Annotated in this window: 12 protein-coding genes; 4 read left to right on the top strand and 8 right to left on the bottom strand. The window is 64.1% G+C overall.

What is annotated here, in order from left to right; all coding sequences use genetic code 11:
- Positions 1-125: 125 nt before the first annotated feature.
- Positions 126-1,136: a ligase-associated DNA damage response exonuclease gene (locus tag PU724_RS08930; protein WP_320319743.1), complete on the bottom strand. Its 1,011-nt coding sequence runs from the start codon at positions 1,134-1,136 to the stop codon at positions 126-128.
- A 107-nt stretch (positions 1,137-1,243) separates the two neighbouring features.
- Here PU724_RS08930 and PU724_RS08925 point away from each other — a divergent pair, with 107 nt between their 5' ends.
- Both PU724_RS08925 and PU724_RS08920 read left to right on the top strand, forming a co-directional pair.
- Positions 1,244-2,185, top strand: coding sequence for a methyltransferase domain-containing protein (locus tag PU724_RS08925; protein WP_320319744.1), 942 nt, complete (start codon positions 1,244-1,246; stop codon positions 2,183-2,185).
- Between the two features lie 107 nt (positions 2,186-2,292).
- On the top strand, positions 2,293-2,667 hold the full coding sequence (locus PU724_RS08920) for a hypothetical protein (protein WP_320319745.1): 375 nt from the start codon (positions 2,293-2,295) through the stop codon (positions 2,665-2,667).
- A gap of 106 nt (positions 2,668-2,773) precedes the next feature.
- On the opposite strand, the gene PU724_RS08915 is transcribed toward PU724_RS08920, so the two are convergent.
- From PU724_RS08915 to PU724_RS08885, 7 genes are all read right to left on the bottom strand, one after another.
- Positions 2,774-3,715: a 2-hydroxyacid dehydrogenase gene (locus PU724_RS08915; protein ID WP_320319804.1), complete on the bottom strand. Its 942-nt coding sequence runs from the start codon at positions 3,713-3,715 to the stop codon at positions 2,774-2,776.
- Between the two features lie 41 nt (positions 3,716-3,756).
- On the bottom strand, positions 3,757-5,385 hold the full coding sequence (locus PU724_RS08910; protein WP_320319746.1) for an ABC transporter ATP-binding protein: 1,629 nt from the start codon (positions 5,383-5,385) through the stop codon (positions 3,757-3,759).
- Complete coding sequence (locus tag PU724_RS08905; protein ID WP_354420235.1) at positions 5,382-6,521, bottom strand: ABC transporter permease; 1,140 nt, start codon at positions 6,519-6,521, stop codon at positions 5,382-5,384. The genes PU724_RS08910 and PU724_RS08905 overlap by 4 nt, the downstream gene beginning before the upstream one ends.
- Positions 6,521-7,621: a microcin C ABC transporter permease YejB gene (locus PU724_RS08900; protein WP_354420234.1), complete on the bottom strand. Its 1,101-nt coding sequence runs from the start codon at positions 7,619-7,621 to the stop codon at positions 6,521-6,523. Before PU724_RS08900 ends, PU724_RS08905 begins: the two co-directional genes overlap by 1 nt.
- 279 nt (positions 7,622-7,900) lie before the next feature.
- A complete protein-coding gene (locus PU724_RS08895) occupies positions 7,901-9,784 on the bottom strand; it encodes an extracellular solute-binding protein (RefSeq protein ID WP_354420233.1) in 1,884 nt (627 codons plus the stop codon).
- Complete coding sequence (locus tag PU724_RS08890) at positions 9,784-11,661, bottom strand: extracellular solute-binding protein (protein ID WP_127391805.1); 1,878 nt, start codon at positions 11,659-11,661, stop codon at positions 9,784-9,786. Before PU724_RS08890 ends, PU724_RS08895 begins: the two co-directional genes overlap by 1 nt.
- 156 nt (positions 11,662-11,817) lie before the next feature.
- Positions 11,818-12,462: a c-type cytochrome gene (locus PU724_RS08885; protein WP_127310765.1), complete on the bottom strand. Its 645-nt coding sequence runs from the start codon at positions 12,460-12,462 to the stop codon at positions 11,818-11,820.
- 194 nt (positions 12,463-12,656) lie between these two features.
- Here PU724_RS08885 and PU724_RS08880 point away from each other — a divergent pair, with 194 nt between their 5' ends.
- Together PU724_RS08880 and PU724_RS08875 are read left to right on the top strand one after the other, a co-directional pair.
- Positions 12,657-13,385 (top strand): 3-deoxy-manno-octulosonate cytidylyltransferase, encoded by a 729-nt coding sequence (locus PU724_RS08880; RefSeq protein WP_354420232.1) that lies wholly within the window; start codon positions 12,657-12,659, stop codon positions 13,383-13,385.
- 10 nt (positions 13,386-13,395) lie between these two features.
- Positions 13,396-14,259, top strand: coding sequence for a prephenate dehydratase (locus tag PU724_RS08875; protein WP_320319750.1), 864 nt, complete (start codon positions 13,396-13,398; stop codon positions 14,257-14,259).
- The last annotated feature ends 22 nt before the right edge of the window (positions 14,260-14,281 follow it).

The following is a 14,281-nucleotide window of genomic DNA, read 5'->3' as shown; positions in this document are numbered from 1 at the left end:
TGCAACGTCGGTGATTCGCGAAGGTCGGCGTGACGTCTGATCTCCCCCCAAGTGGGGGAGATGGCCGGCAGGCCAGAGGGGGGCGCGAAGGATCGCGACGCCGGCAATTGTTGGATCAACAGCCATCAATCGCCCTCGTCCTCATAGCCCACCAGATGCAGCGGCCGCGCCGCGATGCCTTCCAGCTCGCACCAGCGCACCAGCGCTTCCTCGCGGCCGTGGGTCACCCAGATTTCCGAAGCACCCGTCTCCTTGATCGTGGTGGTCAGCTCGTCCCAGTCGGCATGGTCGGAGATGATCAGCGGCAGTTCGACGCCGCCCTGCTTGGCGCGCTGGCGGATGCGCATCCAGCCCGAGGCGAAGCAGGAGATCGGGTCGGGAAATCGCCGCGCCCAGCGGTCGGCGAAGGCCGCCGGCGGACCGACGACGATGGCGCCCGCGAAATCGTCCTTGCCGCCGCTGTCGACCGTTGCTGGGTCGAGCTGCCCGAGGTCGATGCCCTGGCTCTGGTAATATTCGCTGAGCTTCGCCAGCGCGCCATGGATATAGATCGGCCTGTCGTAGCCGCAGTCGCGCAAGAGCCGCATGACGCGCTGTGCCTTGCCGAGCGCGTAGGCGCCGATCAGGTGTGAGCGCTCCGGAAACTGCGCCGCCGATTTCAGCAGCCGGACGATTTCCTCGGTGTCCGGCGGATGGCGGAACACCGGCAGGCCGAACGTCGCCTCGGTGATGAAGATGTCGCAAGGGATCGGCTCGAACGGCTTGCAGGTGGCGTCCTTCTGGCGCTTGTAGTCGCCGGAAGCGACGATGCGCATGCCCCGATGCTCGACCGCGATCTGCGCCGAGCCCAGCACATGGCCCGCCGGATGAAAGCTGACCGACACGCCGTTGAGGTCGATCATCTCGCCGAGGTCGACGGCCTGCCTGGCCCCGGCAAAATCCTCGCCATAGCGCAACGCCATGATGTCGAGCGTCTGCCGGGTCGCGAGCACCGAGCCGTGGCCGGAGCGCGCATGGTCGGAGTGGCCGTGCGTAATCAGCGCGCGGGCCACCGGCCGCACCGGGTCGATAAAGAAATCGCCGGGCGGGCAGTAGAGGCCCTCGGGGCGGGGCTTGAGCAGGTCGCTGGCGCGCATGGCTCCCAAGATAGTGGCTAAATCCGGCGCGGGAAGCCTGTTGCCAGAGACTGCTGACTCATCCTACAGCCAGCCGCCGGTCAGATCGCCGGTGGGATCCTTGCACCATGAAACCGTTCCAGGCCTCATCCGGCGACCTGACCGCCGACCGCCGCGCCGACTTCGCCGAGATGCTCGGCGCCTCCGGCGATCCCACTGCTGCGGCGGAGCTGCTGCTCGGCGCGCTCGAGCTGGCGCCGCAATGGTCAGCCGGCTGGTTCCGCCTCGGCGAGATGCAGGAAGCCGCCGGCCAGCCCGATCAGGCCGCGCAGGCTTGGGCGATGGCGTTGCGGCTGGAGCCGGCGGACAGGCTCGGCGCCGCGCTGAAGCTGCAGCTGATCGGCAAGGCGCCGGCTGCCGCCGGCCCACCCAGCGCCTTCGTCGAGACCCTGTTCGACCAGTATGCAGCTACCTTTGAGGAGTCGCTCGTCGGCAAACTCGGCTACCGGATGCCAGAATTCCTCGATCAGGCCATTCGATCGGTCCGGCCGGGCCGCTTCTCTCTGGCGGTTGACCTCGGCTGCGGCACCGGCCTGATGGGCGAAAGGCTGCGGCCGATCGCCGACCGGCTGGAGGGCTGCGACATCTCGGCGGCCATGCTGAAGCAGGCGCGGGCCAAGTGCATTTACGACCGGCTCGTCAAGGCTGACCTGCAGGACTTTGCCTTTGCCGGCCCGAAGGCCGACCTGGTGGTGGCGGCCGACGTGTTCATCTATGTCGGCGCGCTCGAAGGCATTGTGAGCACCGTCGCCGGCATGCTTTCCGAGGATGGGTTGTTTGCCTTCTCGGTCGAGACGCTGGCTGATGGAGAACTGGCCGGCGGCAACGGTTTCGCGCTGCGGCCGTCACGCCGCTATGCGCATTCGCAAGGCTACGTGCGGGACGTTCTGGCCGCCAGCGGCTTTTCGATCCGGCGGCTGGAAGGCACCGTTATCCGGCATGATCGCCGCGAGCCGATCGAAGGGTTTGCCGTGGTGGCGGAGAAGCGTCCAAGGCCGCCGATGCTGTGATCCTTCACATCCCCTCTGTCACGCCGGCCTCTGTTTGATCTTTGCTGCGAAAAAGCCCGAATCGCGTGTCGGGGTTGCGGGGGGCGGATATCGCACGGAGGGAAGCCATGCGCTGGAACTTGATGGTTTTGGCCTCGTGCCTGGCAATGGCCGGCTGCGTCGGCGGCACCTCGATGGCGGAACGCCAGGACGAGGACGTTCAGTCCTCGCTGCAATATGACAGCGTGCCTTGCGATCAGCTGATTGCCCAGCGCAATGGTCTGGCCGAGCAAAATCACCTGCCGACGACCGCCAAGACGACCTTCTCCAACCCGGCCATGGGTTTTGGTCCGTTCACGCCCGACATGCGCTCCAAGGCGACGCGCGACAGCGACAGGGCAAGCGGCCAGATCGACGCCATGAACCGGTCGATCGAGCGCCGCGACTGCGGCCAGCCGAAAAAGAAGAACAAGTTCGAGCTGCCCGGCTCGAAGCCGTCTTGAGGATTTAGAGCAATTCCAGGAAAAGTGTGTAACGGTTTTCCGTCCGGAATTGCGTAGAAACAAATAGTTAGAGCGGTTCGGCGATTTCATGAAACGCTGAACCGCTCTAGTATCCGGCCTCGCGGTCGACGATATTGTCGAGCTTTTCGCCGCGCTCGTAAGCCGCCATCTGCCGCAGCATGATCGGCACCAGATGCACCGGATCGGAGGTCGCCGCCGCATGCGGCGTCACGAACACCTTCGGATGCGCCCATAGCGGGCTGGTCTTCGGCAGCGGCTCGACCTCGAACACGTCGAGGCTCGCCTCCTTCAGCGTGCCGTCCTCCAGCGCGCGCAGGATGTCGGCATCCTTCTGCAGGCGTCCGCGTCCGGCATTGATCAGCACCGAGCCGCCGAGGCCGTTGCGCTTGCGCAGTTCCTTCAGAAGGCTGTAGTTGACGATGCCTTGTGTCTGGGCCGTCAGCGGCAGCAGCACCACCAATATGTCGGTGGCGTTGAGGAAAGGGATCAGCCCGGCCTCGCCCGCATAGGTGGAAACACCTTTCATCGGCCGCTCCGTCCGCGACCAGCCATTGACCGAGAAGCCCAGCGACAACAGCACCGACGCCGCCGCGCGGCCGAGATTGCCGAGCCCCATGATGCCGACCGAGATGTCGCCGGCCGGCCGCTGCGGCGGCTCGTGCCAGGTCTTCTTCTTCTGCTGCGCTTGATAGAGCATGCCCTGGCGGTGATGGTCGAGCACGCGCCAGACCACGTACTCGGTCATGTATTGGGTGAGGTTGTCGGCGACCACCTTGACGATCGGCACGTCGGGCAGGCCGGGATCGGCGAAGATATGGTCGACGCCGGCGCCGATCGAGAAGATGGCGCGCAGATTGGGCAGGGACGAAAGCAGGTTGGCCTTCTGCTTCCACACCACCGCATAGGTAATCGAGGGATCGCTGGCGCCGTCCGGCTCCAGCACCACCTCGCGCTCGGCCGAGAGCAGCTCGCGCCAGCGCTGCGGATGAAAGCCGGTGACGGCAAGCAGGACGCGGCCTTTTTCCATGTGCGGATTTTTCTTCCCTGTCATTTCAGCCCTGGCCCTGCCTATTCGCTGACCACGCCGGTCGGCGCCGTCTCGATCCGGAACGCGGCCGAGATCAGTGCCCGAGTATAGTCGGTTTGCGGGCTGCCAAAAATCTGTTCGGAAGGCCCGGCTTCGACGATCTGGCCATTGCGCATGACGATGACGTCGTTGGCAAGCGCGCGGATGACTTTCAGGTCGTGGCTGATGAACAGATAGGCGAGATCGTGCTTGGCCTGCAGGCTGCGCAGGAGGTCGACGACCTGCGCCTGCACGCTCATGTCGAGCGCCGAGGTCGGCTCGTCCAGCATGACGAAGCGCGGGTTGAGCACCATGGCGCGGGCGATGGCCACGCGCTGGCGCTGGCCGCCGGAGAATTCGTGCGGATAGCGGTTGCGCGTCTCGGGATCGAGCCCGACCTCCTTCAGCACGTCGGCGACCTTGTCGTCGCGCTGGTCGGGCGTGAGCTTCGGCTCGTGGATCCTCAGTCCTTCCTCGATGATCTCGGCGATCGACATGCGCGGGCTGAGCGAGCCGAACGGGTCCTGGAAGACGATCTGAAGCTCGCGCCTGAGCGGCCGCATGGCATTGAAGGAGAGCTGGTTGATGTCGCGCCCGTCGAACTGGATGGTTCCGGTCGACGAGATCATCCTGGCCAGCGCCAGTCCAAGCGTCGTCTTGCCCGAGCCGGATTCGCCGACGACGCCGAGCGTCTGGCCGGCCCGCACGGTGACGTCGATCCCGTCCACCGCCTTCACATTGTCGACGGTGCGGCGGAAGAAGCCGCGCTTGATCGGGAACCAGACCTTGATGTCCTTGCCCATCATCACCGCCTTGGCGTCGGCATTCGCCGCCGGCGGCTTGCCTTTCGGCTCGGCCGCCAGCAGGTGCTTGGTATAGGCATGCTGCGGATTGGCGAAGATGTCCTTGGTCGGGCCACTCTCGACGATCTTGCCCTTGGTCATCACGCAGACGCGGTCGGCGATCTTCCTGACGATGCCGAGATCATGGGTGATGAACAGCATCGACATGCCCTTGCGGGCCTTGAGCTTCGCAAGCAGCTCGAGGATCTGCGCCTGCACGGTGACGTCGAGCGCCGTCGTCGGCTCGTCGGCGATCAGAAGCTCCGGCTCGTTGGCCAGCGCCATGGCGATCATGACACGCTGGCGCTGGCCGCCGGAAAGCTGGTGCGGATAGGCGTCGAGCCTCTTTTCAGGGTCGCGTATGCCGACCTCGTTGAGCAGTTCCAGCGTGCGCGCTCGAGCCTGCCTGTCGCCGAGCCCCTGGTGCAGCTTCAGCACCTCGACGACCTGCTGCTCGATCGTGTGCAGCGGATTGAGCGAGGTCATCGGCTCCTGGAAGATCATGGTGATCTTGTTGCCGCGCACCCGCCTCAGCGCCCGCTCGTCCATGAACAACAGGTCGGCGCCCTGGAACAGAATCCGTCCGGACGGGTGGCTGGCCGTCGGGTAGGGCAGGAGCTTCAGCACCGACAGCGCCGAGACCGACTTGCCGGAACCGGACTCGCCGACCAACGCCACCGTCTCGCCCTTGGCGATGTCGAAGGAAATGTGGTCGACGGCCAGCGACTGCTTGCCGCCTTGCGCGAAGGCGACGCTGAAATCGCGGACGGAAAGCAGGGGCTCGCTCATTTGAACGTCTTGCGCGGATCGAAGGCGTCGCGCGTCGCCTCGCCAACGAAAACCAGCAGCGACAGCATCAGCGAGATGACGATGAAGGCGGAAATGCCGAGCCACGGCGCGTTGAGGTTGCGCTGCGCCTGCTTCAGCATTTCGCCGAGCGAGGCCGAGCCCGGCGGCAGGCCGAAGCCTAGATAGTCGAGCGAGGTCAGCGTCGAGATCGAGCCGGAGAGCAGGAAGGGCAGGAAGGTCAGCGTCGCCACCATGGCGTTGGGCAACAGGTGCCGGAACATGATAGTGCGGTTGGGCACGCCGAGGGCGCGCGCGGCGTTGACATATTCGAAGTTGCGGGCGCGCAGGAACTCGGCCCTGACCACGCCGACCAGCGCCACCCAGGAGAACAAGAGCATCAGGCCGAGCAGGATGAAGAAGCCGGGCGGCAAGATGGCGGCGACGATGAGCAGCAGATAGAGCACCGGGATCGCCGACCAGATCTCGATAAAGCGCTGGAACAAAAGGTCCGTCCAGCCGCCGAAATAGCCTTGCATGGCGCCGGCCGCCACGCCGATCAGCGACGATCCCACAGTCAGGATCAGGCCGAACAGGACGGATATCCTGAAGCCGTAGATCAGCCGCGCCAGCACGTCCCGCGCCTGGTCGTCGGTGCCCAGCCAGTTCCAGTTGCCGACCGAGCAGTTCGGGTCGGCCGCGCCTTGCGGGTATTGGTTGCAGAGCGTCTTCTTGTCGTAGAGCCAGGAAGGCTTGGTCGGAGCCGCCTCGGGAATGGCGTTGTTGACCGTCTGGTAGGAGTAGCGCACCGGTGGCCAGATCATCCAGCCATTGGCGTTGATCTCGTCCTGGATGACGGGGTCGCGATAGTCGGTCACGGCATAGAAGCCGCCGAATTTCTCTTCCGGATAGGCGACCAGCACCGGGAACAGGATCTCGCCCTTATAGGAGGCGATGATCGGCTTGTCGTTGGCGATGAACTCGGAAAACAGCGACAGCACGAACAGGATGAGAAAGATCCACAACGACCAGAAGCCGCGCCGGTTCGACTTGAAGTTCTGCAGGCGCCGCTGGTTGAGAGGCGACAGCCAGTGGCGGGCGATGCGGGCCGGCGTCGTTGCGGCAGCGGCTTCCGCCATCAGACGTCCCTCCGCTCGAAATCGATGCGCGGATCGACCCAGGTGTAGATGAGGTCGGACAGAAGATTGATGAACAGGCCGAGCAGCGAGAAGATGTAGAGGTTGGCGAACACCACCGGATAGTCGCGGTCGACGACGGACTTGAAGCCGAGCAGGCCGAGCCCGTCGAGCGAGAAGATGTTCTCGATCAACAGCGACCCGGTGAAGAAGGCCGAGATGAAGGCGCCGGGAAAGCCGGCGATGACGATCAGCATGGCGTTGCGGAAGACGTGGCCGTAGAGCACCTTGCGCTCCGACAGGCCCTTGGCGCGCGCCGTCACCACATACTGCTTGCGGATTTCTTCAAGGAAGGAGTTCTTGGTCAGCAGCGTCGTCGTGGCGAAGGCCGACAGCACCAGCGCCGTCAGCGGCAAGGTCATGTGCCAGAAATAGTCGACGATCTTGTCCGGCCACGAGAGCTGGTCCCAATTGTCCGAGACGATGCCGCGCAGCGGGAACCAGTCCCAGAACGAGCCGCCGGCAAACAGCACCATCAACAGGATACCGAACAGGAAGCCGGGAATGGCGTAGCCGACGATGACCACGCCGCTGGTCCAGACGTCGAAGGCCGAGCCGTCCTTGACCGCCTTGCGGATGCCGAGCGGAATCGAGATCAGGTAGGACAGAAGCGTGATCCACAGGCCGATCGAGATCGACACCGGCATCTTTTCCAGGATCAGCTTGAGCACCGAGATGTCGCGGAAATAACTGTCGCCGAAATCGAAGCGGGCGTAGTTCCACAGCATCATGCCGAAGCGCTCGAGCGGCGGCTTGTCGAAGCCGAACTGCTTTTCCAGCTTCTTGATGAATTCCGGATCGAGCCCTTGCGCGCCGCGATATTTCGAGCTGACGTCGCCGGCGACATCGAAATTGCCGCCACCGCCGCCGGCATCGCCACCGCCGCCGCCGAGCCGATCGGTGCCACCCTGGTGGGTCAGCCTGGCGATGACCTGTTCTACCGGCCCGCCGGGTGCGAACTGGATGACGGCGAAGGAGATCGCCATGATGCCGAACAGGGTCGGGATCATCAACAGGATGCGGCGCAGTATATAGGCGCCCATCAGGCATCGTCCTTCTTGAGTAGGCCCGCCGTACCTGAAAGCGTCGCCAAGGCAGTCGCTTCAGACCAATTGTCGACGCCGGCGCCGCCCCTCATTGTCCTGCCGGACATTTCTCCCCGTATAGAGACGGGGAGAAAGGGGCTGGCCCCAATCTCGGCGCTTTCGCTGCGACGCTTGCGATTGGCGAAACCATTGGTGAAGGCCTCCCTCTCCCCGTTACTATACGGGGAGAGGATGCCGGCAGGCAGGTGAGGGGCGGCGCCAACGCCCGCAAGAAATTCACCCTTTGCCAATCTTTGCCGCCTTGCCCTTGTCGACCCACCACAGCGTTTCGACCGGAAAGCCGAAATCGGGTTTCTGCTCGGGAAAGCCGAACATGTCCCAATAGGCGCTTCGGTGATTCGCCAGGAACCAACTTGGAATCCAATCGCGCCGCGCGCGCAAGGCCCGATCGAGCGCCCGCATCGCAACGGTCAGGCTTTCGCGGTCCTTGGCGGCGCCGACGGCGTCGATCAGAGCGTCGATCGCCGGGCTTGCTATGCCCGGCAGGTTGCGCGAGCCGGTGACCGTCGCCGTGCTCGAATGGAAGAAGATCTCGACATCGTCGCGGGTCGGAGTCGCCGAAAAGGAGAAGGCGGCTGACAACAGATCGAAATCGAAGGTCGACTGCCTGAGCTCATACTGCGCCGAATCGACCAGCCTGATCGTGGCGTCGATGCCCACCGCCTTCATGTTGGCGATCCAGGGCGAATAGACCTGGACGAAGGTTTCGTCATCGACCAGGAACTCGGCCGCCAGCCGTCCGCCCTTGTCGTTGACGACGAAATCGCCGGACCGCTTCCAGCCGGCCTCGGCGAGCAGCTTGGCCGCCTTGCCCAGCATCTTGCGGTCGCGCCCCGAACCGTCCGAGGCGGGTTGCGTCACCGCCTCGCCGAAGGTCTCCGGCGGCAGCTGGTCGCGCAGCGGCTCCAGCAGGGCAAGCTCCTCGGGCGAAGGCGTGCCTTGCGCGCGAAAGTCCGATTTCTCGAAGCACGATTGCGAGCGCTCGTAGGAGCCGTAGAAGAAGTTGCGCCGCGTCCATTCGAAGTCGAAGCAGAGCCCGATCGCTTGCCGCACGCGCGGGTCGCGAAACTGCTCACGCCGCTGGTTGACGGCGGTGGCCTGCATCGAGGGCAAGGCCTCGGCCGGGAATTCGTGCTTGACCACCTTGCCGGCGGTGAAGGCCGGAAAGTCGTAAGCCGTCGCCCAGACCCGCGAAGTGAACTCCTCCCTGTAGAGGATCTCGCCCTTCTTGAAGGCTTCGAAGCCGGCGGTGCGATCCTGGTAGAATTCGATGCGGATGCGCTCGAAATTGTTCTGGCCACGATTGGCCGGAAGATCCTTGCCCCAATAGTCGGCCACCCGCTCAAATTCGATCCAGGCCCCGGCCGACCAGCGGCCGACCTTGTAGGCGCCGCATCCGAGCGGCGGGTTGAGTTGCGAGGAATCGAATGGGTTGGCGGTATAGAAGGCCTTCGACAGGATCGGGAATTCGACGATGTTGAGGATGGTGCGGGCGGATTGCTTGCCGGAGAAACTCAGCCTGAGCGTGCGCGGATCGACGGCGACCGCATCCTCGAGATGGGCTAGCGACAGCGACAGGTCGGGATGGCCCCTTTCTTTGAACAGCTTCAAGGAGAAGGCCGCGTCCTCGGCGGTCAGCGGCGTGCCGTCATGGAAGCGCGCCTCGGGCCTCAGCGAAAAGGTGAAGCTGTTGCGGTCGTCCGCAATCGTCACGCCGTCGGCAATCAGGCCGTAGACGGCGTCCGGCTCGTCCAGCGCCCTGGTCATCAGCGAATCGAAGCACAGGCCCATGCGGGGCGGCGAATCGCCCTTGGGCGTGTAGGAGTTCAGCGTGTTGAAGGTCTGCGGGCTCTGGTTGTAGCCCCAGTTGGGCGGCGAGAAGTTGAATGTGCCGCCTTGCGGCGCGTCGATGTTAACGTAGTCGAAATGCGCGAAATCCGGCTTGTATTTCAAGTCGCCGAACGCCGACAGTCCGTGCAGTTTCACGCCCGTCGGAGTGGCGGCGAAGGCGCGGCCGGGTAATAGCGCGGCGGCCGTGGCGGCGGCGCCGAGCGCCAGGACATCGCGGCGGGAGAGCGCCATCGTCGGTTGTCGACCCATCAATTGCTGCTCTTGTATTTGGCGGCCAGCGCCTTTTCCTTCGCCGGGTCGATCCACCAGGAACTCTGGTCGGCGCCGCTATAGGTCGGCTGCTTTTCCGGGATGCCGAACTTGTTCCAGTAGGCGAGCCACAGCACGGCGCGGTAGTATTGCGGCACCACATAGAAGTTCCACAGCAGCACCCGGTCGAGCGCGTGGGTGGCGGCGACGAGGTCGTCGCGGTCGGTGGCGAAGATGATGCGGTCGACGAGCGCGTCGACGACCGGATCCTTGATGCCGGCATAGTTGCGCGACCCAGGCTTGTCGGCGGCCTTCGAGCTCCAGAAGTCGCGCTGCTCGTTGCCGGGCGATTCAGACTGCCCGAGCTGACCTATGATGACGTCGTAATCGAAATTGTTGACGCGGTTGACATACTGGGTCTGGTCGATGATGCGCAGCGTCGCATCGACACCGATCTTACGCAGATTGGCGATCCAGGGACTGGCGATGACCTGGTCGGTATCGTTCCAGCCGAGGATCTCGAATTTGAATGGCGCGCCGGTCTTGGCATTCACCATCTTGCCGCCCTTGATGACCCAGCCGGCCTTGGCGAACAGCTCGACCGCCTGCTTCAGATATTTCCGCTCGGCCTGAGGGGTATCATAGACCGGCAGCTTGAATTCCTGCGTGAAGAGCTCGGATGGCAGCTTGTCGCGGTACTTTTCCAGGATTTCCAGCTCCTTGCCCTGCGGCAGGCCGCTGGATGCCAGTTCCGTGCCCTGGAAATAGCTCTGCGTGCGGGTGTTGAAACCATAGAAAAGCGTGCGGTTCATCGTCTCGAAATCGAACGGATAGGTCAGTCCCTCGCGCACCAGGCGATCCCCAAACAGGGGACGCCGCTGGTTCAGCATGAAGGCCTGCATCGGCTCGGGTGAGGTGGTCTTGAACTCCTGTTTGATGACGTCGCCGGCCTGGATCGCCGGGAAATTATAGAACGTCTTCCAGCGCTTCGAGCTGTTTTCCGGCTTGATGTCGTCAAGTCCGCCTTTTGTGAAGGCCTGCCAGGCGGCATTGTCATCGAGGATGTAGGTGAAACGCTGCGTATCGAAATTCTCGCGGCCGATCTTCACCGGCAGCTTGGCGGCCCAATAGTCCGGCACGCGCTGCCAGACGATTTCCGAACCCGGCTTGAAGCTGGCGATCTTGTAGGCGGCCGAGCCGAGCGGCGGTTCCAGCGTCGGTCTGGTGACATCGCGCTTCTTGCCGTTGGCGTCGGTGCCTTCCCACCAGTGCTTCGGCAGCACGGCGAGGTCGCCGATGATCTTCGGCAGCTCGCGATTGCCCTTCTGGTTGAAATGGAACTCGACCTCGCGGTCCGAGATGGCGACGGCGTCGGTAACGTTCTCGAAATAGCGGCTGTATTGCGGGCTGTTGGCCTTCAGCACCTGGAACGACCAGATCACGTCGTCGGTGGTGATCGGCTGGCCGTCATGCCATCTTGCCCTCGGGTCCAGCCGGTAGGTCGCCGAGGAATAGTCGGCCGGATATTTGTAAGCGTCCGCGATCAGCGGATGGCTGGTGCTGCCTTCGTCGGTCGACTGCTCCATCAGCGTGTCGTAGAGCAGCCCGCCACCGAAGCCGACCAGCCCCGCGGCCGGCGAGCCCTGCACGATGTAGGGGTTGAAGCTGTCGAAGGTGCCGAGAACGACGGAATTGTAGGTGCCGCCCTTCGGCGCGTCCGGATTGACGTAGTCGTAGTGCTGGAAGTTGTCGCCGTATTTGGAGTCGCCGATCAGCGAGGAGGTGGTGCGCCATTCATCCGCGAAGCCGGCCTGCAGGCTGCCGGCAAGGGCGGCCGCGATCAGTGCGGATTTGAGAACAGTTCGGCCAACCGTCATGCGTTCTCCTCTAGCGAACAATCCCCACCGGCAATCTAGATCATTTGACGACCGTGAAAACCGCAATGCGCAGGCTTTGTCGCCACACATGCGGTTTTCCTAACAGAAAAGCCGGGACGAACCCGGCTTTTCTGAGGATGTCTTATGACAAATTGTTTATTGAGCGGGTGCCGCCGGCTTGGCGGGGGCTGCGCCCTCGGCCGGCTTGGCCGGCGCGGCACCTTCAGCAGGCTTGGCTTCGGCCGCAGCGCCCGGCGCCGGCAACGGCTTGGGGCTGTCCGACAGCGTGCGCAGATAGGCGATCACGTTGGCACGGTCCTCGTCCTTCGGCAGGCCGGCAAAACCCATCGCCGTGCCCTTCACGAACTTCTTCGGCGAAGTGATGAAGTGGTTGAGGTTGTCGTAGGTCCACTTCTCGGCGCCGCCCTTGGAAAAATCCTTCATGCCGGCCGAATAGGCGAAGCCCTCATGCTCGGCGACGGGACGGTCGACGATGTCCCAGAGATCGGGGCCGACCTTGTTCGGGCCGCCCTTCTCGCCGGAATGGCAGGCCTGGCATTTCTTGAACACGGCCGCGCCCGCCTCGACATTGGCGGTGGCGAGCAGGTCGGCGATCGGCTTGGCTTCAGCGGCCGGGGCGGCCGGGCCGCCTTCGGCGGGCTCTGCCGCCTCGATGGCGAAGCCGGGCTTCTCGGGTGCGGGCGAGGCAAACAGTGCGTCGGACACGATGCCGACCGAAAAGACGACGAAGACGGTGCCAAGGAGACCGGCGAGCAGCTTGTTGACTTCGTTGGAATCCATACGCCCCTTGCTCCCTTTTCCGGCGGACCGATCCGTCCACTCCGTCCGTCGGTATCCCGAACCGACCTCTCAGGCCGATCAAATCGGGCGGAAACTAGGTCTTTTGCTCCGGCGTTGCAACACCTATAAGGGCGCTTCCAGTGAGACCTTTTGCCACTTTCGCCAGCCCCCTTTTCCAACGCCCCGTCGCACCGATGTCCACGCTCATCCTTATCCCGGCCCGCATGGCCTCGACCCGCCTGCCGGGCAAGCCGCTGGCCGACATTTCTGGCGTGCCGATGATCGTCCATGTCGCCCGCCGCGGCGCCGAGGCCGGGCTTGGCCGGGTCGTGGTGGCGACAGACACCGAGGCGGTGGCGGAAGCGGTGCGCGCGCACGGCTTTGAGGCCGTGATGACGCGTGACGATCACCAGTCCGGCTCCGACCGCATTTTCGAGGCGCTGAATGCGCTCGATCCGGAGAAAAAGGTCGAAACCATCGTCAACGTGCAGGGCGACCTGCCGACCATCGATCCCCAGATCATCGGCGCGTCGCTGAGGCCGCTCGAGGATAAATCGGTCGACATCGCCACGCTCGGCGTCGAGATCGTCCGCGACGAGGAGAAGACCAATCCGAACGTCGTCAAGATCGTCGGTTCGCCGCTGTCTGCGACACGGCTCAGGGCGCTCTATTTCACCCGCGCCACCGCGCCCTGGGGCGAGGGGCCGCTCTATCACCATATCGGCCTCTACGCCTATCGGCGAGCCGCGCTCGAGCGCTTCGTCGCGCTGAAGCCGTCGCCGCTGGAACGACGCGAGCGGCTGGAACAGCTGCGGGCGCTGGAGGCCGGCATGCGCATCGATGCCGAGATCGTGCAGTCCGTGCCGCTCGGCGTCGACACGCCCGACGACCTGGAGCGCGCCAGGGAAATCCTTTCAAACTGAGATATTGGGCATGCCTGAAAAGACCAACAGAATATCCTTCCAGGGCGAACCGGGCGCCAATTCCGACACCGCCTGCCGCAACATGTTCCCGTCGATGGAGCCGTTGCCGTGCCCGACCTTCGAGGATGCCTTCAACGCGGTCGAGACCGGCAAGGCCGAGCTCGCCATGATCCCGATCGAGAACACCATTGCCGGGCGCGTCGCCGACATCCATCACCTGCTGCCGGAATCGCGGCTGCACATCGTCGGCGAATATTTCCTGCCGATCCATTTCCAACTGATGGTGCTGCCGGGGGTGAAGCGCGAAGAGATCAAGACCGTGCACAGCCACATTCATGCGCTCGGCCAGTGCCGCAAATACATCCGCAAGAACGGCTGGAAGCCGGTGGTCGCCGGCGACACGGCGGGCTCGGCGAAGATGGTCTCCGAGGTCAAGGATCGCACCATGGCGGCGCTGGCGCCGGCACTCGCCGCCGAGCTTTACGGCCTCGACATCATCGAGAAGAACGTCGAGGACACCGACTCCAACGTCACCCGCTTCGTCGTTTTGACCAAGAACAAGCAGTGGGCCGAGCGGCCGTCTGCCGATGCCAAGATGATGACCACCTTCATCTTCCGCGTCCGCAACGTGCCGGCCGCGCTCTACAAGGCGATGGGTGGCTTCGCCACCAACGGCATCAACATGACCAAGCTGGAGAGCTACCAGCTCGGCGCCTTCACCGCGACGTTGTTCTACGCCGACATCGAGGGCCATCCTGACGATCCGCTGGTCAAGCTGGCGCTCGACGAGCTGCGCTTCTTCTCGCGCGAGATGCGCATCCTCGGCGTCTATCCGGCAAGCGCGTCGCGCGAGCAGTGGAAGGTCGCGGATTAGCTGGCTGCACCTGCGAGGTCAG

This window comes from Mesorhizobium abyssinicae (genome assembly GCF_049887195.1).
In the GTDB taxonomy this organism is placed as follows: domain Bacteria; phylum Pseudomonadota; class Alphaproteobacteria; order Rhizobiales; family Rhizobiaceae; genus Mesorhizobium; species Mesorhizobium abyssinicae.
The sequence above is the reverse complement of the archived record's forward strand: the minus strand, read 5'-3'. Positions and strand labels throughout refer to the sequence as shown.

Bases quoted from the DNA above. Each gene is read 5' to 3' on its own strand.
- PU724_RS08930 (WP_320319743.1), bottom strand. From the start codon at position 1,136: ATGCGCGCCAGCGACCTGCTCAAGCCCCGCCCCGAGGGCCTCTACTGC.
- PU724_RS08925 (WP_320319744.1), top strand. From the start codon at position 1,244: ATGAAACCGTTCCAGGCCTCATCCGGCGACCTGACCGCCGACCGCCGC.
- PU724_RS08920 (WP_320319745.1), top strand. From the start codon at position 2,293: ATGCGCTGGAACTTGATGGTTTTGGCCTCGTGCCTGGCAATGGCCGGC.
- PU724_RS08915 (WP_320319804.1), bottom strand. From the start codon at position 3,715: ATGGAAAAAGGCCGCGTCCTGCTTGCCGTCACCGGCTTTCATCCGCAG.
- PU724_RS08910 (WP_320319746.1), bottom strand. From the start codon at position 5,385: ATGAGCGAGCCCCTGCTTTCCGTCCGCGATTTCAGCGTCGCCTTCGCG.
- PU724_RS08905 (WP_354420235.1), bottom strand. From the start codon at position 6,521: ATGGCGGAAGCCGCTGCCGCAACGACGCCGGCCCGCATCGCCCGCCAC.
- PU724_RS08900 (WP_354420234.1), bottom strand. From the start codon at position 7,621: ATGGGCGCCTATATACTGCGCCGCATCCTGTTGATGATCCCGACCCTG.
- PU724_RS08895 (WP_354420233.1), bottom strand. From the start codon at position 9,784: ATGGGTCGACAACCGACGATGGCGCTCTCCCGCCGCGATGTCCTGGCG.
- PU724_RS08890 (WP_127391805.1), bottom strand. From the start codon at position 11,661: ATGACGGTTGGCCGAACTGTTCTCAAATCCGCACTGATCGCGGCCGCC.
- PU724_RS08885 (WP_127310765.1), bottom strand. From the start codon at position 12,462: ATGGATTCCAACGAAGTCAACAAGCTGCTCGCCGGTCTCCTTGGCACC.
- PU724_RS08880 (WP_354420232.1), top strand. From the start codon at position 12,657: ATGTCCACGCTCATCCTTATCCCGGCCCGCATGGCCTCGACCCGCCTG.
- PU724_RS08875 (WP_320319750.1), top strand. From the start codon at position 13,396: ATGCCTGAAAAGACCAACAGAATATCCTTCCAGGGCGAACCGGGCGCC.